Annotated in this window: 18 protein-coding genes; all 18 read left to right on the top strand. The window is 74.1% G+C overall.

The genetic code is table 11. The features are described from left to right. Window positions 1–17: 17 nt before the first annotated feature. Entirely contained in the window at window positions 18–746 is a 729-nt protein-coding gene (locus IG94_RS0115430; protein ID WP_031035924.1) for a class I SAM-dependent methyltransferase, read from the top strand. Beyond that, the gene (locus IG94_RS0115435) at window positions 743–2545 is read left to right on the top strand and encodes an ABC transporter ATP-binding protein (protein ID WP_031035926.1); all 1803 of its coding nucleotides are present in this window, start codon (window positions 743–745) and stop codon (window positions 2543–2545) included. The genes IG94_RS0115430 and IG94_RS0115435 overlap by 4 nt, the downstream gene beginning before the upstream one ends. After that, window positions 2542–4299: an ABC transporter ATP-binding protein gene (locus IG94_RS0115440; RefSeq protein WP_031035928.1), complete on the top strand. Its 1758-nt coding sequence runs from the start codon at window positions 2542–2544 to the stop codon at window positions 4297–4299. The genes IG94_RS0115435 and IG94_RS0115440 overlap by 4 nt, the downstream gene beginning before the upstream one ends. A 58-nt stretch (window positions 4300–4357) precedes the next feature. Next, window positions 4358–5821, top strand: a complete 1464-nt coding sequence (locus IG94_RS0115445; protein ID WP_052410700.1) for a salicylate synthase — start codon at window positions 4358–4360, stop codon at window positions 5819–5821. 165 nt (window positions 5822–5986) lie between these two features. Further along, window positions 5987–7519, top strand: a complete 1533-nt coding sequence (locus tag IG94_RS0115450) for a Y4yA family PLP-dependent enzyme (RefSeq protein ID WP_031035932.1) — start codon at window positions 5987–5989, stop codon at window positions 7517–7519. After that, the gene (locus tag IG94_RS0115455; RefSeq protein WP_031035934.1) at window positions 7516–8853 is read left to right on the top strand and encodes a pyridoxal-phosphate dependent enzyme; all 1338 of its coding nucleotides are present in this window, start codon (window positions 7516–7518) and stop codon (window positions 8851–8853) included. Before IG94_RS0115450 ends, IG94_RS0115455 begins: the two co-directional genes overlap by 4 nt. 5 nt (window positions 8854–8858) lie before the next feature. Beyond that, window positions 8859–10082 carry an aminotransferase class V-fold PLP-dependent enzyme gene (locus tag IG94_RS0115460; protein WP_031035936.1) on the top strand — a complete coding sequence of 408 codons (1224 nt, stop codon included), beginning with the start codon at window positions 8859–8861 and terminating at the stop codon, window positions 10080–10082. A gap of 80 nt (window positions 10083–10162) precedes the next feature. Next, a complete protein-coding gene (locus IG94_RS0115465) occupies window positions 10163–10930 on the top strand; it encodes a class I SAM-dependent methyltransferase (RefSeq protein WP_031035938.1) in 768 nt (255 codons plus the stop codon). Window positions 10931–11247: 317 nt separating this feature from the next. Further along, a complete protein-coding gene (locus IG94_RS0115470) occupies window positions 11248–13326 on the top strand; it encodes a sensor histidine kinase (RefSeq protein ID WP_224326339.1) in 2079 nt (692 codons plus the stop codon). A gap of 89 nt (window positions 13327–13415) precedes the next feature. Then, window positions 13416–13850: a roadblock/LC7 domain-containing protein gene (locus IG94_RS0115475; RefSeq protein WP_031035942.1), complete on the top strand. Its 435-nt coding sequence runs from the start codon at window positions 13416–13418 to the stop codon at window positions 13848–13850. 2 nt (window positions 13851–13852) lie between these two features. Continuing rightward, window positions 13853–14227 (top strand): DUF742 domain-containing protein, encoded by a 375-nt coding sequence (locus IG94_RS0115480; RefSeq protein WP_031035944.1) that lies wholly within the window; start codon window positions 13853–13855, stop codon window positions 14225–14227. Further along, window positions 14205–14831, top strand: coding sequence for a GTP-binding protein (locus IG94_RS0115485; protein ID WP_031035945.1), 627 nt, complete (start codon window positions 14205–14207; stop codon window positions 14829–14831). The genes IG94_RS0115480 and IG94_RS0115485 overlap by 23 nt, the downstream gene beginning before the upstream one ends. Next, a complete protein-coding gene (locus IG94_RS0115490; protein WP_031035946.1) occupies window positions 14828–15403 on the top strand; it encodes a GAF domain-containing protein in 576 nt (191 codons plus the stop codon). Before IG94_RS0115485 ends, IG94_RS0115490 begins: the two co-directional genes overlap by 4 nt. Before the next feature lie 198 nt (window positions 15404–15601). After that, on the top strand, window positions 15602–16630 hold the full coding sequence (tdh, locus tag IG94_RS0115495) for an L-threonine 3-dehydrogenase (protein ID WP_031035947.1): 1029 nt from the start codon (window positions 15602–15604) through the stop codon (window positions 16628–16630). Window positions 16631–16657: 27 nt separating this feature from the next. Then, a complete protein-coding gene (locus IG94_RS0115500; protein ID WP_031035948.1) occupies window positions 16658–17851 on the top strand; it encodes a glycine C-acetyltransferase in 1194 nt (397 codons plus the stop codon). 52 nt (window positions 17852–17903) lie between these two features. Continuing rightward, window positions 17904–18806: a LysR family transcriptional regulator gene (locus tag IG94_RS0115505; protein WP_031035949.1), complete on the top strand. Its 903-nt coding sequence runs from the start codon at window positions 17904–17906 to the stop codon at window positions 18804–18806. A gap of 125 nt (window positions 18807–18931) precedes the next feature. Further along, a complete protein-coding gene (locus tag IG94_RS0115510; protein WP_031035951.1) occupies window positions 18932–19291 on the top strand; it encodes an MmcQ/YjbR family DNA-binding protein in 360 nt (119 codons plus the stop codon). Between the two features lie 191 nt (window positions 19292–19482). Continuing rightward, a complete protein-coding gene (locus IG94_RS0115515) occupies window positions 19483–20841 on the top strand; it encodes an MFS transporter (RefSeq protein ID WP_043483713.1) in 1359 nt (452 codons plus the stop codon). Window positions 20842–20946 lie beyond the last annotated feature (105 nt).

Raw genomic sequence — 20946 nt, forward strand, 5'->3', positions numbered from 1 at the left:
CACTCCTGGAGAACGCCGTGATCGACTACTACTCGACGTCGGCCGAGTTCTACGAACTGGTCGCCACCCGGCACACCGCCAGCAGCGGCCCCCCGCTGGCCCGCGTCCTCACCGGCCTGGACGTCTCCCACGGCCCCGTCCTGGAGATCGGCGCGGGCACCGGGCGGGTCACGGAGGTCATCGCCTCCGCCCTGCCGGACGCGGAGATCCTCGCGGCCGAGCCGTCGGCACCCATGCGCGCGATGCTCACCTCCCGCATCGCCCGCGACCCCGGCCTGCGGCGCCGGGTGACCGTGGTCGACGGCGCCGCCCAGGACCTCGCGCTGCCCGAACGGCTCTCCGCCGTGGTCGTCTTCGGGGTCGCCGGTCACCTGACCGCCCCCGAACGCGTGGCGCTGTGGAAGCGGCTGGCCGCCCGGCTGCCGGACGGGGCGCCCATCGTCGTGGAGCTGATGGGGGTCTCCTCGCCCCGCGTCATCCCGCCGGTGATGTCCCTCAGGGAGACCATCGGCCGCCAGACGTACGAGTGGTGGATCGGCGGCGAACCCACCGAGGGCGACGCCATGCGGTTCACCACCACCTGGAAGGTGCTGCGCGACGGACGCACCGTGCGCGAGGTCGCCGACAGCTACGACTGGCACACCTTCGACGTCGCCCGGCTGGCCCGGGAGGCCGGCATGACCAGCCGCCGCATCACCGAGGCGGGCGGCAGGCCCATCCCCGAAATCGGAGTACTCGTCAAGTGAAGTCACCCTCGTCCGGGCCCGGCCCGGACCCGGCAGCCCCCGCCCCGGGCACCGGGGCGCCCCCGCCGCTGCGCGCGCTGGCCGCACCCGTCCGGGGCCGACTGGCCCTCGCCGTCGGCCTCCAGGCCGTCGCCGCCCTGGCCGGAGTCGTCCCGTTCATCGCCGTCTCGCTCCTCGCCGACCGCCTCACCGACCGGGCGCCCGCCGAGGCCGACACCCTGTGGCCCCTGGTCGTGCTGGCGTGCGCGGCGGGCCTGGTCGCCCTGGTGTGCGGCACGGCGGCCGGCGCCCTCGCCCACGTCGCCGACAACGACCTCCAGCTCACCCTCCGCCGCCGGCTCGCCCGGCACGTCGGACGGCTCCCGCTGGGCCGGCTCACCGAGAAGGGCACCGGCGAGGTCAAGCAGGCGGTGCAGGACGACGTCGGCGCGCTGCACACGCTGTTCGCCCACACCCTGCTCGACGTGGTGGCCGTACTCACCGCGCCGGTCCTCGCCCTGGCCTACCTCGTCACCGTCGACTGGCGCCTCGCCCTGCTCGCCGTCGTGCCCCTGGCTCTCGGCGTGCTCCTCTTCCGGCGGGCCATGTCCGGGGCGGCCGCGCAGATGGCCGAGTTCGGCGCCGCGCTGGGGCGGATCTCCGCCGCCGCCGTGGAGTTCGCGACCGGCATCGCCGTCTTCAAGAGCTTCGGGCGCGGCGGCAAGGCCCACGAGCGTTTCGTCCGCGCCACCGAGGGGTTCGCGGACTTCTTCTCCGGCTGGGTCCGCGCCACCCTGGTCAGCTCCACCGCAGCGGTCCTGGTGGTCGCCCCGGCCGTCGTCCTGCTGCTCCTGACCGCGGTGGGCGCGGTGTTCGTCACCCAGGGCTGGACGACCGGCGCGGAACTCGTCCCCTTCCTGCTGCTCGGCCCCGCCGTCGCCGCGCCGATGGGCGTCGTCGGACCCCGCATCCAGCAGATCAGGGCCGGTCAGGCAGCCGCCGTACGCATCACGGAACTGCTGGACGCCCCCACCCTCCCCGAGCCCGCCACCCCGGCCCTGCCCGACGGCCACCACGTCTCGCTGCGTGGGGTCTCCTTCTCCTACGACGGGCACACCGACGTACTCGACGGCGTCGACCTCGACCTCGCGCCCGGCACGGTCACCGCGCTGGTCGGGCCCTCCGGCTCCGGCAAGTCCACCCTCGCCTCGCTGCTGCCCCGCTTCCACGACGTCACCGCCGGCACGGTGACCCTCGGCGGCGCCGACCTGCGGGACATCCCCGCCACCGAGCTGTACCGCCGGGTCGGCTTCGTCCTCCAGGACGTACGGCTGCTGCGCGCGAGCGTCGCCGACAACATCCGCCTGGGCCGGCCCGACGCCACCGACGAGGAGGTCGAGCGGTGCGCGCGTGCCGCCCGCATCCACGACCGCGTCACCGCCCTGCCCGACGGCTACGCCACCGAACTCGGCACGGCCGTCACCCTGTCCGGCGGCGAGGCGCAACGCCTGTCCATCGCGCGGGCGTTGCTGGCCGACGCCCCCGTCCTCGTCCTCGACGAGGCGACGGCGTACGCCGACCCGCACTCCGAGGCCCTGATCCAGGACGCGCTGTCCGCGCTCGCGGCCGGGCGCACCCTGCTCGTGATCGCCCACCGGCTGTCCACGATCCGCTCGGCCGACCGGATCGTGGTCCTGGAGGACGGGCGCGTCACCGAACAGGGCGGCCACGACGCCCTGCTGGCCGCCGGGGGGCGCTACGCGGCGCTGTGGGACGCCCAGGGCAGCCCGGACGACGTCCGAGAAGGAAGTGCACGATGATCCGTCAGCTCTACCGCGTCCTCGGCCCCGAGGGCTCCCGTCCGCTGCACCGGCTGCTCGCCCTCCAGTCGGGGGCCGCCGTCCTCCAGGGCGTCGCCTTCGCCCTCCTCGTGCCCGTCCTGCGCGCCCTGCTCGGCCCGGACCCCGCCGAGGTGTGGCCCTGGCTGACGGCCTTCGCCGGCTGCGCGGTCGCGTACGCCGTGCTCCAGGGCGCCGCCCTCAGCGGCGGGTTCACGGTCGGCTCGCAGCTCTCCCGGGTGCTGCACCGCCGGATGGCGGACCAGGCCCTGCGCCTGCCGCTGGGCTGGTTCACCGCCGGCCGCACGGCCGAGTTCAGCCGACTGGCCGGGCAGAACGTCATCCAGGTGATGAGCACACCGGCCCATCTCCTGCGCCCGTTCCTCACCTCCTTGCTGACCCCGGTGACCCTGGTGGCCGCCACCTTCTTCTTCGACGTCCGCACCGCGATGGTGCTGCTGTGCTGCGCGCCCGTGCTCTTCGCCGTCCAGTGGGCGAGCACGGCGGTGATGCGCCGGCTCGACCTCGGCCGCGACGCGGCGATCGGCGAGTCCGCCGACCGGGTCCTGGAGTACGCGCGCAACCAGCCCGTCCTGCGGGCGTTCGGCCGGACCGCGGAGGGCTACGGGGCCCTGGACGACGCCCTGGCGGCCGAGGCCCGCGCGGACCGGCGGCTCATCGCCCGGGGCCTGCCCGGCCTGGTGTCCTTCTCCTTCGCCACCCGGCTCGTCTTCGCCCTGCTGCTCGCGCTGGGCGTCTCCTGGCAGCTCGACGGCTCGCTCACCGTGCCCACCCTGCTGGCGCTCCTGGTGCTGCTGGTCCGGCTGATCGACAGCGTGTCGTCCGCCGCCGAGGCCGGGGCGGGTCTGCGCATCGCGCGCAACACCCTGGAGCGGCTCGGCGCGGTACTCGACGAACCGCCGTTCCCCCGGCCCGCCGAGCCGAAGGCACCCCGCGACGCGACCGTCGAGTTCACCGGGGTCGCGTTCCGCTACGACGGCGGCCCGCCGGACGGCGCCGGCGCACGCCCCGTCCTGAGCGACGTGAGCTTCCGGCTGCCCGAGCGCAGCATGACGGCGCTGGTCGGGCCGTCCGGCGCGGGGAAGACCACGGTGGCCGGACTGATCGCCCGCTTCCGGGACGCCACCGAGGGCACCGTCCGCGTCGGCGGCGTCGACGTCCGCGAGATCGGCGCCGACGAACTGGCCGCCCACGTCTCCCTGGTCTTCCAGGACGTCTACCTCTTCGACGGAACGATCGAGGACAACGTCCGCATCGCCGCGCCGGACGCAGGCCCCGGCGAACTGGCCGAGGCCGCGGCCCTGTCCGGCCTGGACCGCGTGATCGCGGAACTGCCCGAAGGGTGGGACACGAAGGTGGGGGAGGGCGGCGCACGCCTGTCCGGCGGCCAGCGCCAGCGCGTGTCCGTCGCCCGCGCCCTGCTCAAGGACGCCCCGATCCTCGTCCTGGACGAGGCCACCGCCGCGCTCGACCAGGAGAACGAGGCGCTGTTCGCCGAGACCGTGCGCGCCCTGGCCGACCGCAAGACCCTCCTGGTCGTCGCGCACCGGCTGAGCACCGTCGTCGACGCCGACCAGATCCTCGTCCTCGAGGACGGCCGGATCACCGAACGGGGCACGCACGGCGACCTGGTCGCGGCGGGCGGCACGTACGCCTCCTTCTGGGAGCGGCGGGCCCGGGCCCACGGCTGGCGCCTGGAGGCGGCCCGGTCATGACGCCCCACCCGGCACCAGCGAACCGCCCCGACCGGCCGCAGAGGAAAGGCACGACACGATGAGCCCCGGAACGACGAGCCCCGGAACGACGAGTACCGGATCGGCGCGCCCCGGATCCCGCACCGGCACCTGGCAGGCATGGGCGCGTGCCGTCCCCCCGCTCGCCCGCGCGAGCACCCACGGGGCCAGCCCCGACCCCGCGGCGACCGCCACCCGCCTAGCCGAGGCGGGACTCGCCGAGCAGTACATGGTGTACGAGACGGAAGGCGGCGTTTGGCACTTCGCCGCGGGCTCCGCCGTCACCGTCACCGCGACGGCCACCGGCATCACCGCGCGGGCCGCCGGACGGAGCTGGACCTCGCGCACGGACGGGAAGCCGCTGGACGCGTTCGCCGCGGCCCTGTCCGCCCTGGCCACCACGGGCGCGGGGACGGACGGGAACGGCACCGCACGCCACTTCTACGGCTGGGCGGCCTTCGAACTCGCCCACCTCCTCCACGCGGACCCCGCCGCGACCGGTGACGCACCCCTGCTGCATGTGCTGGTCCCGTCGGTCGAGGTGACCCTCGCCGGTGAGGGGACCCTGGTCCGCGCCCAGGACGAGGCGTGGACGCGCAAGGTCGCCGACCTGCTCGCGGAGCCACGGACGCGGGGGACCGCCTGCGGCGAACCGGCACCGGGGAGCACCGAGGGCGTCATCGCCACCGGCGCCGGCGCCTACGGCCGTGCGGTGGCCCGGACGGTCGCGGACATCCGGGCGGGGCTCCTGGAGAAGGCCGTGGTGTCCCGGAAGGTGCCGCTGCCCGCCGATCCCCGCGTGGACTTCCCGGCGACGTATCTGGCGGGCCGCCGCGCCAACACCCCGGCGCGCTCCTACCTGCTGGACCTCGGGGGCTGCCGGGCGGCCGGGTTCAGCCCCGAGACCGTACTGGAGGTCGGCGAGGACGGGCGCGTCAGCACGCAGCCCCTCGCGGGCACCCGCGCCCGGGGGACCGACCCGGCAGAGAACGAGCGCCGGCGCGTGGAACTGCTCACGGACCCCAAGGAGATACACGAGCACGCCGTCTCCGTGCGCCTGGCCTGGGAGGAGATGGAGGCCGTGTGCCGTCCCGGGTCCGTCGCGGTCGAGGAGTTCATGGCGGTCAGGGCGCGGGGGTCGGTGCAGCACCTGGCCTCGCGGGTGACGGGCGGGCTGCGGGACGGGGCTGGTCCGTGGGACGCGTTCGCCTCGCTCTTCCCGGCGATCACCGCTACCGGCGTCTCCAAGCGCGCCGCCCTGGAGGCGCTGGCCCGGCACGAGGACGGGCCCCGCGGCCTGTACGGCGGCGCGGTGTTCCGCGGCAGCACCGGCGGCGCCCTGGACGCCGCCCTCGTCCTGCGCACCCTCGTCGGCGCGGACGGGGAGACCTGGCTGCGTGCGGGCGCCGGGGTCACCGCCCAGTCGAGTCCCGAACGGGAGGTCGAGGAGACCTGCGAGAAGCTCCGCAGCGTCGCTCCGTACCTCAGGTACACAGGGGGCTGATCCCGCAACTCCACCGCCCCTGGGGCCCCGTGATCCCGGCCGGCCCGGACCGAACCAAGGTCCGGGCCGGCCGACGTGTAGCGGCGCGCGCAGTTGGAAACGATAATCACGAACTGATCATGGAGGACGACAAATTCAGTGATTGACTGACATGGGAGGTACTTCGTGAAGGACGCGCCCTTGTATCTGAGGCCGCGGGTCGACCCACCGCTCGCCTCGTTGCTGGGGGACGCGCCGTTCCTGCACTCCCTGGTCGACGCCCTGGGATCACCACTGAACGTGCTGCTCCCGGAGGTCGTCGCCGAGAACGCGGAACGCTTCCGGTCCGTCTACCGGCGTCACCACCTCGCCGGACGGGTGTACTTCGCCCACAAGGCGAATCGTTCCAGCGCCCTGGTGCGCCGACTCGCGGCGTGCGACCCGGCCGCAGTCGGCATCGACGTGGCCTCCCTGGAGGAGCTACGGCACGCGCTGAGCTGCGGCTTCACCGGCGACCGGGTGATGGCCACCGGCCCGAAGGACGCCGAGTTCCTGTGGCTGGCCGCCCGGACCGGTGCGACGGTGAACGCCGACTCGGTCGCCGAGCTCGACCAACTGGCCGCGATCGTCCGGCAGTACGCCCTGCCCAGGACGGACGTGCTGGTGCGCCTGTCCGGGTTCGAGTCGGACCCCGAACCCGGCGGTACCGGCACGCGGGTGCTCTCGCGCCGCAGCCGGTTCGGCACCCCGGTCGCCGAGGCGGACCGCCTCTGGACGGCACTGGAACGCCACGCGGCCAGCGTCCAACTCGTGGGCCTCGCCTACCACCTGGACACCACCGGTCTCGAGGAGAAGAGCCGGGCCCTGGAGCGCTGCGTGCTGCTCATGGACGAGTGCCGCGCCCGGGGCTTCGCACCGCGCGCCGTGGACATCGGCGGCGGTTTCGGCGTCGGTTACGTCCAGGACGCCGGCGAGTGGGAGCGCTGGACGACCGCCCTGAGCGAGGCCGTCCTCGGCACCCGCCCGCCCCTGACCTGGCGCGGCCACGGATACGGCCTGCGCAACGAGGCCGGCACGGTACGCGGCGCCGCCGCCCTCTATCCGGCCCACCGCCCCACCGCGGGACCCGGCTACCTCGACGCGCTCCTGTCCGGCCCGGCACCCGTCCTCGGCCGCTCGCCCGCCACCCTGCTCCTGGAACACCTCCACGACCTGTACGTCGAACCGGGCCGCGCCCTCGTCGACCAGTGCGGCCTGTCGCTGGCGCGGGTGCTGGAGGTGCGCCCCCTCGGCGACGGCGCCGACCGGTATCTGGTGCGCCTCGGCATGAACGCCGGAGACGTCAGCCTGGAGGAGCACGGAGTCCTGGTCGACCCCGTCCTGCTGCCGCGCGAAGGCCGAGAGCCGGCGGACGGCGGCCCGGGCGACGGCCGGGAGCCGGCGGACGACGGGCCGGTGGGGGTGCATCTTGTCGGCAACCTCTGCCTGGAGGCCGACCTGATCACCCGCCGGCTGGTGTTCCTGCCCCGCACACCCCGCCCGGGAGACCTGCTGGCCTTCGTCAACACCGCCGGTTACGTCATGGACTTCCACGCCCACCACGCGCAACGCCAGCCGTCGGCACGGACGGTCGCGGTCACGGAGGAGGACGGGGCCAGGCGCTGGTGCCCGGACGAGAACTACTGGCCGCTCACACACCCGCAGGGAGCGTCGGCATGAGGTACGACAGCATCACGGAAGCCATCGGCAACACACCGCTGGTCCGCATCGACCCGTCGGTGCACGGTCTGCGCCACATCGACCTGTACGCCAAACTGGAGATGCTGAACCCGTTCGGGTCCGTCAAGGACCGGCCGGCCTGGCACATGGCCCGGCCCCACCTCCAGGACGCGGCCGGCGGCGACGGGACGGTCGTCGAACTCTCCAGCGGCAACACGGCCAAGGCCCTCGCCCTGCTGGCCGGAATGCACGGGCTGAAGTTCAAGAGTGTGACCAACCGGATGCGGGTCCCCGAGATCAAGGAACTGCTCCTGCTGCTCGGCGCCGAGATCGAGGAGCTGCCCGGCCAGAGCGAGTGCCTCGACCCCACCGACACGGACGACCCGCTCACCCGCTTCCACCAGGCGCTCTCCGAGCCCGGCAGCACCTACCTGCACACCGACCAGTACTTCAACCCGCGCAACGTCGAGGCCCACGCCGCCGGGACCGGCCCCGAGATAGTCAAGGACCTGGACGGACGGGCGCCGGACTGGTTCGTGGCCTGCGTCGGCACGGCCGGGTCCTCCACCGGCGTCGCCCGGGTCCTGCGCGAACACGACCCCGACGTACGGGTGCTCGGGCTGGTCGCGGACAAGTCCGACTTCATCCCCGGCATCCGCACCATCGACGAGGTGCACCAGGTCGGCCTGTTCGACCCGGCGACCTACGACTCGCTCGCCCCGGTCACCTCGCAGCAGGCCATCGACGGGATGATCACCCTGATCCGCCGCTGCGGACTCCTGTCGGGACCGACCGGCGGCGCGGCCTACGAAGGCGCGGTACGCCATCTGTCCGCGGTCGACGCCGAGTTGGAGGGCACGGGCCGCCGCGAGAGCGCCGTGTTCATCGTGTGCGACCGGGCCGAGAGCTATCTGAGCTATGTGCGCCAGCGCCGCCCGGAGCTGCTGGGCAAGGCGCGGCGCGGTCACCGGGCCTCCTCGCTCACCGGCGACGAGATCCGGGCGGCCGCCCGGGTGGCCGGCGTCGACGACGCGCGGCGCTGGATCGCGGAGGGCGAACCCCGCCCGCTGGTCGTGGACCTGCGCGGACCGCACGCCTACGCCGCCCTGCACATCGAGGGCTCGGTGAACATCGTCGACGAACTCTTCGAGGAACTGGTGCGCGGAGGACTGCCGTTCAGCAAGCGCACTCCGGTGCTGCTCGCGTGTCCGGTGGGGGAGAAGTCGCTGCGCTACGCCGCGCTGCTCTCCCGCATGGGCCACCCCGACGTGCGGAGCTTGGCGGGCGGGATCGTGGCCTGGCGGGACGCCGGCGCGCCGCTGGTGAGGGAGTGAACGCCATGGCGGAGGAGAGGCGCCCCGAGCGGGCGCACGAGGAAGAGGGCGACTGGCGGCGGGAGTTGCGGGCGCAGTTCCCGATCCTCGCCGCGCACCCGGACCTGACGTACCTGGACAGCGCGGCGACCTCGCAGAAACCGCGGGCGGTCATCGAGGCCGTGGAGCGCTACCTGACCACGTCCAACGCCAACGCGGGCCGCGGCACCTACCCCTGGGCCAACCGCACCACGGAGCTGGTGGAGCGGACCCGCGAACGGGTCAAGGAGTTCCTGGGGGACCCGCAACCGCAGTACTCCGACGTCCACTTCACCAGCGGTACCACCGAGGGCCTGCGCACCGTCGCCCGTGACTGGCTCGTGCCGTACCTCAAGGACGGCGACGAGATCCTCGTTCCGTTCGCCGACCACCGGGCCAACCTGGAGCCCTGGCTCGAAGCCCGGCACCTGCTGGCCGAGCGCGGTGTCGGCGTGACGGTGCGGGCCCTGCCCCGCCAGGAGTCCTCCGGCGACTACGACCACCGCGCCCTGGACCGGGTGGTGGGCCCCCGCACCCGGTTCGTCGCGGCGACCCACGTCCACCACGTCTACGGCGGCGACATGAACGTGCACCGCCTGCGCGCCGCCGTCGGCCCCGACGTGCCCATCTGCCTGGACGCCGCCCAGAGCGTCGGCCACCTCCCCGTCCGGGTCGGGGACCCGGACCTCGACGTGGACTTCGTCGTCTTCTCGGGGCACAAGGCCCTGGCCCTGCCCGGCACCGGTGCGGTCTGGGCGCGCAACACCCGGGGGCCGCGACTGCGGCCCGGAGGCTGGCAGGGCACCCCCAACACGGTGGGCATCGTGTCGCTCCTGGCGGCGCTCGACTGGCTGGACGCGGCGGGGCCCGAGCGGATCGACCGCCACGTCACGCGGCTGGCCGGCCGCCTGACCGACCGGCTGCACCGCCTGGAGAGCTACGAGATCCTCGGCTGCCCCGCCGGGCTCGCAGCAGACAGCGCGCTGCCCGAGGCCCAGCGGCGGCACGGCATCGTCACCTTCCGGCACCGTGACATCCCCTCCGACGACCTGGGCTTCATCCTCTACAGCCACGGCTTCATGGTCCGGGCCGACAGCCTCTGCCAGGCCGGCGCCGACGAGAAGAACGGGTCCGTCCGGGTCAGTCTGCACGTCTACAACACGGAGGAGGAGATCGATCGGCTGCTGGCCGTTCTCGCCTCACTGGAGTGAACGGCTATTGATAACCGTTTCCACCTGTAGATTGCGTGGTAGTCGCGACAGGTGAGAGACGAACGAGGTGTGACGGCCGGATGGGCGTGAGTATGGGAGCGGCCAGTATGTGGGTGGAGCGCTGGGAGCGGCAGCAGCAGCGTTACGCGGTGGACCGCGAAGAGCGCTTCGCGGTGATCGCGGACGTCACGGAGCACCTCTGCGCCGGCCGCGACCGGCCGCTCCTGCTCGACCTGGGCTGCGGTCCCGGCTCCCTGTCCGCCCGGCTCGCCCGCCGCCTGCCGCACGCGGAGATCGTCGCCGTCGACATGGACCCCGTACTCCTGGAGCTGGGCCGCACCCACCATTCGGACTCCGCGCGGTACGTGGACGCGGTGATCGGCGAGGACGGCTGGACGGACGCGCTGGAGCTGGACCGCCCCGTGGACGCCGCCGTCACGACGACGGCCCTGCACTACCTGCCCGCCCCCGTCCTGCTGCGCACCTACCGCAGCCTCGCCGCCGTGCTCCGCGACGGCGGCGCCCTCGTCAACGGGGACCACTTCCCGCCGGACGGATCGCCCTGCTCCGAGCTGACCGCCCACGTGGGGCGCCGCAGGGCCGAGCGGACCGGCGTGCACGGGCGCGAGGACGAGGACTGGGAGTCGTGGTGGGAGGCCGCGGCGGCCGACCCGGAGCTGACCGACCTGTTCGAGCAGCGCGAGAAGAACCGGTCCTCCTCGGGCAACGGGAACCGGCACCTGTCCGTGGGTGCCCACACCCGGCTGCTGCACCGGGCGGGCTTCGGACACGTCACGCCGGTGTGGCAGGTCGGGGACAGCTGCGTACTGGCGGCGCTGAAGGGCTGAGCCGGCCGCGGGGAGGGCCGCCGTGCCCGCACGGGTGAGGCTCACACTCGGTGACTGAATCTGACCAGTTCCGACTGCTCCCCGGCACATCCCGAACAGGTGCCACAACGGCTTATCGGTCTGGAGTGCGAGACCTCATACCAGAGCGGGACGTTACCGGAGGGACTTTGCCAACTGCCCACCGCACATGACGGGCAGGCGACTACTGTCGGTGGCCGTCGGGCGACGTAGGGCCGACGGAAAGGCACCCGGACCCGCACCCGGACATGTACCGGCGGCGCCCCCGGGCACGTACACGGACCAGTACGAGGACACCGATGTCTCACCTCCGCGCCCCGGCCGCGAGAGCAGACCGCCGCGAGGGCGGACGGCACGGCCGGCCGGCCCCACGGACCGCCCCCGCGCTGCCCGACACCCACATACGGCCCCAACTCCTGCGGCTCGCGGTGCTGCCGCCGGTCGCCGTCGCGCTCAGCGCCTGCGCCGTCGTCCTGTTCACCGTCCGGTCCACCGGCGCCGGTCCCGGACCCGTCCTGTGGGGCGTGCTGGCCGGCGCCGTCTCGGTGACCGCCGCGGCCGTCGTCATCGCCGCCGTCGCCGCCGACCGCGCCGCGCGGTCGGTGCAGGAGCGCGTCGGCGCGCTGCGCGACGCGACCGCCCGCCAGGAGGGTGAACTGCGCGCCGTCGTCGAGGCGTTGCGCCGCGGCGAGACCCCGACCCGGCGCACGCAGCGCGGCGGCCCGCCGGCCGACGCCGACGACTTCGAACTGCTCGCGGCCGATCTCTCCCGCGCGCACGACGGCGCCGTCACCGCCGTCGTCCGGGCCGCCCAGCTCTCCAGCCAGGCGGGCAGCGAACAGAAGCTGGAGGTCTTCCTCAACCTCGCCCGGCGCCTCCAGTCGCTCGTCCACCGCGAGATCTCCATCCTGGACGAGCTGGAGAACGAGATCGAGGACCCCGACCTCCTCAAGGGCCTCTTCCACGTCGACCACCTCGCCACCCGCATCCGCCGCCACGCCGAGAACCTCGCCGTGCTCGGCGGTGCCGTCTCCCGGCGCCAGTGGAGCAACCCGGTGGACATGACCGAGGTGCTGCGCTCGGCCATCGCCGAGGTCGAGCAGTACTCCCGGGTCCGGCTGGTGCCCCCGACCGACGGCACCCTGCGCGGCCACGCCGTCGCCGACGTCATCCACCTGCTGGCCGAACTCGTCGAGAACGCCACCCTGTTCTCCGCCCCGCAGACCCAGGTGCTGATGCGCGCCGGCCTAGTCACCTCGGGCCTCGCCGTCGAGGTCGAGGACCGCGGGCTCGGCATGCCCGCCGGCGAACAGGACCGGATGAACGCCCTGCTCGCCGACCCCGACCAGGTCAACGTCGCCCGCCTCCTCGCGGACGGCCGGATCGGACTGTTCGTCGTCTCCCAGCTCGCCAAGCGGCACGGGATCACCGTCCGGCTGCAGACCAACATCTACGGTGGCGTCCAGGCCGTACTGGTCGTACCGCAAGCCCTGTTGGGCACCGAGCCGGTCGCCCTGCCGAGCAGCGCGGCCGGGACGGTGCGGACCACCGGCGGCGGGCCCGTCGGACCCGTACAGCCGCCCCGTCAGCACTCCCGGCCGGTGGCCGGGGTGGCAGCACCGGCACCGCCCGTGCCGTCCGCGCTGCCCGGGGCGGCGCCGGTCCCGGCGGCCCACCTCACGCCCCCGCCCGCCGCGCCGGCTCCGGCGGCACCCCTTCCGGTGCCCCCGGCCCCCGGGCCAGGCGCCGACCCCGCCCACGGGCCGACCCCGCCCCTGCACTCGAATCATGCTCCGGGCCAGAGCCAGAGCCAGAGCCCGGGCCAGAACCCGATCCTGAATACCAGCCAGATCCCGAGCCAGGAGCAGAGCCAGGACCAGAAACAGAACCAGAAACAGAACCCGAACCCCAGCCAGAACCGGCACCGGCGGGCCGACGGCGCGCCCGTGCCGCTGCCCGTGCGCGGCACCCACCGCAACCGGCCCACGCCGGCCGCCGCCGTGCCCGGTGTCCGGCCGGAGGACCGGGGCGTCATCGCCGAACACGCGGCCACCCCGCCCGTCCCGCGGCACAGCGCGGTCCGCGGCACCATGGGCAAACCTCAACTGCCCCGCCGCCGCGCCCAGGAACACATCGCGCCCCAGCTGCGCGGCGGCCCCGCCCCACGCCAGGAACCCGAGCAGTACACCGGCCACGACCCCGCCCTGATGGCGGCCTTCCAGCGCGGCATCGGCCTGGCGGAGGCGGCCCAGCGCGCGGAGCCCGCCCCCGCGGAACCGCTCCGCCCCGCGCCGCCGCCCCCGCCCGCCGCCCCCCTGGCACCGGCCGCCACACCGCCGGCGCCCGTGCGACGGACCCCCGGGGACCCCGCCGGATGACCACTCCCATGCCCTGCCCCGCCCCCACGGCCAGCGCTCCCACGACCCGCGCTCCCGCAGACCTTCGTACCCCAAGGAGTCGATCCACCATGGTTAGCGATGCGCCGACCGGCCAAGTGTCCGACCTCGACTGGCTGATGAGCAGCCTCGTCCAGCGCGTGCCGCACACCAGCAGTGCCGTACTCCTGTCCGCCGACGGGCTGGTGAAGTCCGTCCACGGCCTCGACCCCGACAGCGCCGACCACATGGCGGCCCTGGCCTCCGGCCTCTACTCCCTCGGCCGCAGCGCCGGCGTCCGCTTCGGCGACGGCGGGGACGTGCGGCAGGTCGTCGTCGAACTCGACTCGACCCTGCTCTTCGTCACCACCGCGGGGTCCGGCACCTGCCTGGCCGTACTGGCCGGCCGCGAGGCCGACGCGGCCGTCCTCGGCTACGAGATGGCGATGCTGGTCAAGAGCGTCCGCCCCTACCTCGTCACCGCGCCCCGGCAGCAGACCGCGGAACCACCGGCGATGAGGCCTTGACGGTGACCGCGGCCGGCGACGGGCCCTGGCTCGACGACGCCGCCGGACGGCTGGTGCGCCCCTTCACCGTCAGCAACGGGCGCACCGCACCCACCGTCGCGCTCGACCTGATGTCCCAGGTCATGGCCACCGGGGCGACCCCCCTCGGCTACCTGGGGCCCGAGCACACACAGGCCCTGGACCTGTGCCGGGCGCCCCTCCCGGTCGCCGAGCTCGCCGCCCATCTGCGGCTCCCCGTGGCGGTCACCAAGGTGCTGCTCTCGGACCTCGTCGACTGCGGCGCGCTGACCACCAAACCACCCGCCGCGTTCCACCACCACCCCACGGACCGGGCCCTTCTGGAGGCAGTGCTCGATGGACTACGACGACAGCTCTGACCACGCGAACGGCGAAGGCCCCGACCCCTTTCCCACCGCCCTGAAGATCCTCGTGGCGGGCGGATTCGGCGTCGGCAAGACCACCTTCGTCGGCGCCGTCAGCGAGATCGCGCCGCTGAGCACGGAGGAACTGCTCACCACCGTCAGCGCCGCGACCGACAACCTCGACGGAATCGAGAACAAGCTCGAAACGACCGTGGCCATGGACTTCGGCCGCATCACCCTCGACGCCGAACACGTGCTGTACCTCTTCGGCACCCCTGGCCAGCAGCGCTTCTGGTTCATGTGGGACGAACTGTGCGAAGGCGCCCTCGGGGCGGTGATCCTCGCCGACACCCGCCGCCTGGAGGAGTCCTTCGCCGCCGTCGACTTCTTCGAGGAACGCGGACTCGGCTTCGTCGTCGCGATCAACGAGTTCGACGGCGCCCACCGCTACGACCCCGAGGAGGTGCGCGCGGCCATGGACCTCCACCCCGGAATCCCCATCGTGCGCTGCGACGCCCGGATCTCCAGCTCCGGCGTCCAGACCCTGCTCACCCTGGTACGCCACCTCATCGCCCACACGCCGGCCCCCACCGGGTTCGGCGCCGGAGTCCGCCCATGAGCTACGACCCGCCGCGCCCGGCCGGACGTCTGCTGCTCACCCCCGAGGACCGGGAGGCCCCCGCCCGGGTGGACCGGCTGCGCCGGCTCGGCCTGGCCGAGCGCCCCGACCCGGCGCTCGACTCCTTCGCCGCCCACCTCGCCGGTCTCGCCGAGGCGCCGTACGCGATGGTCAACTTCCTGGTCGAGGGCGGGCAGTTCTTCGCCGGCCTGCGGGTCCCCGACCGTCCGCGGGTCGCGCGGGGCGACGGGACCGGTCCCGAGTTCGGCCGGGCCCAGCCCCGCGACCACGGCTTCTGCCCGCACGTGGTGGCCCGGCGCAGGGCCCTCGTCCTGGACGACGTGCGCGACTACCCGCGGTTCGCGGGCAACCCGGTGGTCGACGAGTTCGGCATCCGCTCCTACCTCGGGGCCCCGCTCACCGACAGCACGGACACCGTCCTCGGCACCGTGTCCGTGGCCGACGTCCGGCCCCGGAGCTGGGGGACGGAGGGCCTGGCCACGATCAAGTCGGCCGCCGCCGACCTCGTACGGCGCATCGAGCGCAGCGCGGAGGACGGGCTCCCGCTGTGAGCGGCGGCAGGCCCTCGCCGGGCGCACCCGGACCCTCGCCGGGCGCGTGAAGGAAAGCTGCGGCCGGGCTTAAGAAAGGCTCGATGGACCCGGGACGGTGCCGTACGGCAGATTTCTGTGCGATCACCCTCCCCACCCCGGACGCGGGCCGCTTCGGCCTGCCCGCCGCCGGGACCCCACCCGTCAGGAGCCGTTCAGTTGAAGGCGCTGGTCAAGGAGAAGGCGGAGCCCGGGCTCCGGCTCGCGGACGTCCCCGAGCCCGCCGTCGGTGCCGGCGACGTACTCATCAAGGTGCTGCGCACCGGAATCTGCGGCACCGACCTGCACATCCGCGCCTGGGACGGCTGGGCGCGGCAGGCCGTCCGCACCCCGCTCGTCGTCGGGCACGAGTTCGTCGGCGAGGTCGTCGGCACCGGACGGGACGTCACCGACATCAAGACCGGTGACCTGGTCAGCGGCGAGGGCCACCTGGTCTGCGGCAAGTGCCGCAACTGCCTGGCCGGGCGGCGCCACCTGTGCCGCGCCACCGTGGGCCTCGGCGTCGGCCGGGACGGGGCGTTCGCCGAGTACGTCGCCCTGCCCGCCACCAACGTCTGGGTGCACCGCGTCCCCGTGGACCTCGACGTCGCCGCGATCTTCGACCCGTTCGGCAACGCCGTGCACACCGCCCTGTCCTTCCCGCTGGTCGGCGAGGACGTCCTCATCACCGGCGCCGGACCGATCGGCCTGATGGCCGCCGCCGTGGCCCGGCACGCGGGCGCCCGCAACGTCATGATCACCGACGTGAGCGAGGACCGCCTCGACCTGGCCCGCAAGGTGGGCGTCAGCCTCGCCCTGAACGTCTCGGACGCGACCGTCGCCGACGGACAGCGCGACCTCGGCCTGCGGGAGGGCTTCGACATCGGCCTGGAGATGTCCGGACGCCCCGAGGCCCTGCGCGACATGATCACCAACATGACGCACGGCGGCCGGATCGCGATGCTCGGCCTGCCGACCGAGGAGTTCCCGGTCGACTGGGCCCGGATCGTCACCTCCATGATCACGGTCAAGGGCATCTACGGCCGCGAGATGTTCGAGACCTGGTACGCCATGTCGGTGCTGCTCGAAGGCGGCCTCGACCTGGCCCCGGTCATCACCGGCCGCTACTCCCACCGCGACTTCGAGGCCGCGTTCGCCGACGCGGCGAGCGGCCGCGGCGGCAAGGTCGTCCTCGACTGGACCGCGTAAGCCACCTGCTTCCTAGGAGCTCCTGAGATGTTCGACTCCGTGCGCGACGACCTGCGCGCCACCCTCGACGAGATCCGCGCCGCCGGCCTGCACAAGCCCGAGCGTGTGATCGGCACCCCGCAGTCCGCGACCGTCGCCGTCACCGCCGGCGGCCGCCCCGGCGAGGTCCTCAACTTCTGCGCCAACAACTACCTCGGCCTCGCCGACCACCCCGAGGTCGTCGCCGCCGCCCACGAGGCGCTGGACCGCTGGGGCTACGGCATGGCCTCCGTCCGCTTCATCTGCGGCACCCAGGAGGTGCACAAGGAACTGGAGGCCCGGCTCTCCGCGTTCCTCGGCCAGGAGGACACGATCCTCTACTCGTCCTGCTTCGACGCCAACGGCGGCGTCTTCGAGACCCTCCTCGGCCCCGAGGACGCGGTGATCTCCGACGCCCTCAACCACGCCTCGATCATCGACGGCATCCGGCTGTCCAAGGCCAGGCGCCTGCGCTACGCCAACCGCGACATGGCCGACCTGGAGGCGCAGCTCAAGGCGGCCGGCGACGCCCGCCGCAAGCTGATCGTCACCGACGGCGTCTTCTCCATGGACGGCTACGTCGCCCCGCTCGCCGAGATCTGCGACCTCGCCGACCGCCACGGCGCCATGGTCATGGTCGACGACTCGCACGCCGTCGGCTTCGTCGGCCCCGGCGGCCGCGGCACCCCCGAGCTGCACGGCGTCATGGACCGCGTCGACATCATCACGGGCACCCTCGGCAAGGCGCTCGGCGGTGCCTCCGGCGGCTACGTCGCCGCCCGTGCCGAGATCGTCGCCCTGCTCCGCCAGCGCTCCCGGCCGTACCTCTTCTCCAACACCCTCGCCCCGGTGATCGCCGCCGCCTCCCTCAAGGTGCTCGACCTGCTGGAGTCGGCCGACGACCTGCGCGTGCGGCTCGCCGAGAACACCGCCCTGTTCCGGCGCCGGATGACGGAGGAGGGCTTCGACATCCTCCCCGGGGACCACGCCATCGCGCCCGTCATGATCGGCGACGCCTCCGAGGCGGGCCGCATGGCGGAGCTGCTCCTGGAGCGCGGCGTGTACGTGATCGGCTTCTCCTACCCGGTCGTCCCGCAGGACAAGGCCCGTATCCGCGTGCAGCTGTCCGCCGCCCACTCCACCGACGACGTGCACCGCGCGGTGGACGCCTTCGTGGCGGCGCGGGCGCGGCTCGCCGCCTGAGCACCCCGCCCGAGCACCCCGTCGACCTCGTCGACCTGAGAGAATCGGTTCCGTGATCGAAGCGCGGCGGCTGCACATCCTCCGGGCGGTCGCGGACCACCGCACCGTGACGGCGGCCGCCGCCGCGCTGTACCTGACCCCCTCGGCGGTCTCCCAGCAGCTCGCCGCCCTGGAGCAGGAGACCGGCCACCGCCTGGTCGAGCGCGGCGCCAAGGGCGTGCGCCTGACCCCGGCCGGCGAGATCCTGCTCAGCCACACCAACGCCGTCCTCGCCCAACTGGAGCGGGCCGAGGCCGAGCTGGCCGCGTACGACTCGGGCGAGGCCGGCACGGTCACGGTCGCCGCCTTCGCGACCGGCATCAACCTGGTGGTGGCGCCCGCCCTCTCCCGCCTGGCGCTCTCGGCACCCGGCATCCGGCTCCGGGTCCGGGACGCCGAGGGCGACGCCAGCCTCCCCATGCTGCTCGACCGGCAGGTCGACGTCGCGGTGGCCGTCGAGTACCGGGGCGCGCCGCCCGCCGACGACCCGCGCCTGACCCACCTCCCGCTGTACGCCGAGCCCTTCGACGCCGTCGTCCCGGTCGCCCACCGCCTCGCCGGCGCCGACGAGGTGCCGCTCGCCGAGCTGGCCAAGGACCCCTGGATCGGCCCCTACCCCGGCAACCCGTGCCACGACGTGGTCGTGCTGGCCTGTGAACACGCCGGGTTCCAGCCCCGCCTGGAGCACTCCTCGGACGACTTCCGCGCGGTGGTCTCGCTCGCCGCGGCCGACGCCGGGGTGGCGCTCGTCCCGCGCTCGGCGCTGCACGGCACCGACCTCACCGGCGTGGTGGTCCGCCCGGTCGACGGGGCGGCCCCCACCCGCCGCGTCTTCGCCGCCGTACGCCGCGGGGCCGAGGAGCACCCGCTGATCCGCCCGGTCCTCGACGCACTGGGCGAGGCGGCCCGCTCCTGAGGGCCCGCGGACGTGCCGCTTTTTTCCCCGGCCGCCCCGGATCCCCGGCCGCCCCGGATCCCCGGCCGCCCCGGTCTCCCGGCGGGGCCGGGTCGTTGTCAGTGGCTGCGGCTAGCGTTCCTGACATGCCGGACGCTGAAGACGTACGCCGTGTCGCCCTGTCCCTGCCGGACACGGCGGAGAAGACCGCCTGGAGCATGCCCACCTTCCGGGTCGCGGGCAAGATGTTCGCCACCCTGCCCGAGGACGAGACCTCCCTCGCGGTGCGCTGCCCGAAGGAGGAGCGCGACGAACTGGTGCTGGCCGAGCCGGAGAAGTTCTGGATCGCCGGGCACGAGGCGCAGTTCGCGTGGGTGCGGGCCCGGATCGCCGCCCTGGAGGGCGAGGAGGAGCTGCGCGACATCCTCGCCGACTCCTGGCGCCAGGCGGCCCCGGCCCGGCTGCTGGAGGCGCATCCGCGGCTGGGGCTGCCCGCCGGGAGCTGAAAACCCCTCGGGTGCTGTCAGTGGCCCGTGGCATGATCCGAGGACGCGACAGCCGGGGCCGGAGGGGGGCTCCGGCTGCCGGACACACGGTGCGCACGGGGCGGCCGGGTGGCGCGGGGCGGCGGCGTGACCAAAGGCCGGCGGGGCGACCGGGGGACGGCCGGGGGACGGCCGGGGAGGGAGAACACGGGATGGACGCGACGCCGGCGCGGTCCGCGCCGCAGGAGGCGACGGCCGGACGGGCCGTGTGGTCGCGGGACTTCGCCCTGTTCTTCGCCGCCCGCGCCGTGGCCCGGCTGGGGGACACGATGCTGCCCGTCGCGCTCGCCGCAGGACTGCTCCAGCACGGGTACGGGGCGGGAGCGGTCGGCCTCGCCATGGCCGCGACGGCCGCCGCCTTCGCCGGTCTGGTCGTCTTCGGCGGAGTCCTCGCCGACCGCTTCAGCACCCGCAGGCTGATGATCGGTGCCGACCTCGTACGGCTCGGCACCCAGGCCCTGGCCGCCGCCCTCTTCTTCTCCGGCCACGTCGTGCTCTGGCAGATCTGCGCCATCGGCTTCGTCAACGGCGTCGCGGGTGCCGTCTTCCAGCCCGGTGTCGCCAGCACCGTGCCCCGGCTCTCCTCCGACGTCCAGGGGGCCAACGGCGCGATACGCGTCGCCGAGTCCGCCGCCCAGCTCGCGGGTCCCGCGGTCGCCGGCCTCCTGGTCGGCTTCGCCTCGCCCGGCGGGGTCTTCGCCGCCCACGCCACCACGTACGCGCTCAGCGCCCTGTGCCTGCTGCTGCTCCGGCTGCCCCCGCCCGCGCCGGGGAGCAGGGCGGTGTCCGGCCGCGGGAGCAGGGCGTTCCGCGCCGACCTGGTCCAGGGATGGCAGGAGTTCCGTGCGCGTCGCTGGCTCTGGAGCGTCATCGCCGTCTGGTGCGTGTACATGATCGCCGTCTGGGGGCCGACCGTTCCGCTGGTGGCCGCCGAGGTGGTGCAGGAGCACGGCGCCCGCGCCTACGGCCTGGTCAACTCCGCCCTGGGCGCCGGCACCGTCGTGGGCGGCCTCCTCGCGCTGCGGCTGCGGCCCCGCCGGATGCTCCGCGCCGGAGCGATCGCCCTCGTCGGCTTCGCCGCCTTCCCGGCGAGCGTCGGCGCCGGGCTCGACGTGCCTGTCATGGCGGCCGGGGCAGCCGTCGCCGGGGCCGGGATGTCCTTCTGGGGCGTGATGTGGGCGACCAGTGTGCAGACCCAGGTCCCGCCGGACGTCCTCAACCGCATCCACGCCTACGACGTGGCGGGCTCCCTCGCGATGATGCCCGTCGGCCAGGCCCTCGCCGGGCCCGCCGCCTCGGCCCTCGGCGCCGACCACGTCCTGTTCGTCGCCGGTGCGACCAGCTTCGCCGTGTGCGCGGCCCTGCTGCTGATACCGGCGGTGCGCGGACTGGTGCGGGTCGACACGCGGACGGCACCGACGGCGGGGACAGTGACGGGGACGGCGACGGGCACGCCCGGCCCCGCCCGGACGGCGGCTGCCGCCGAGCCGTCCCGCACGCGCGAGCGCTGACACCGGCCGGCACCGCCCGAGGCCGGCCCGGAAATGCGGTGCGGACCACCGGCCCGAGTGCGGTATGGTTTTCCTGCGCGTTCACCCGGGGGAAACCCCAGGTCA

The organism is Streptomyces olivaceus (genome assembly GCF_000721235.1).
Lineage (GTDB): Bacteria > Actinomycetota > Actinomycetes > Streptomycetales > Streptomycetaceae > Streptomyces > Streptomyces olivaceus.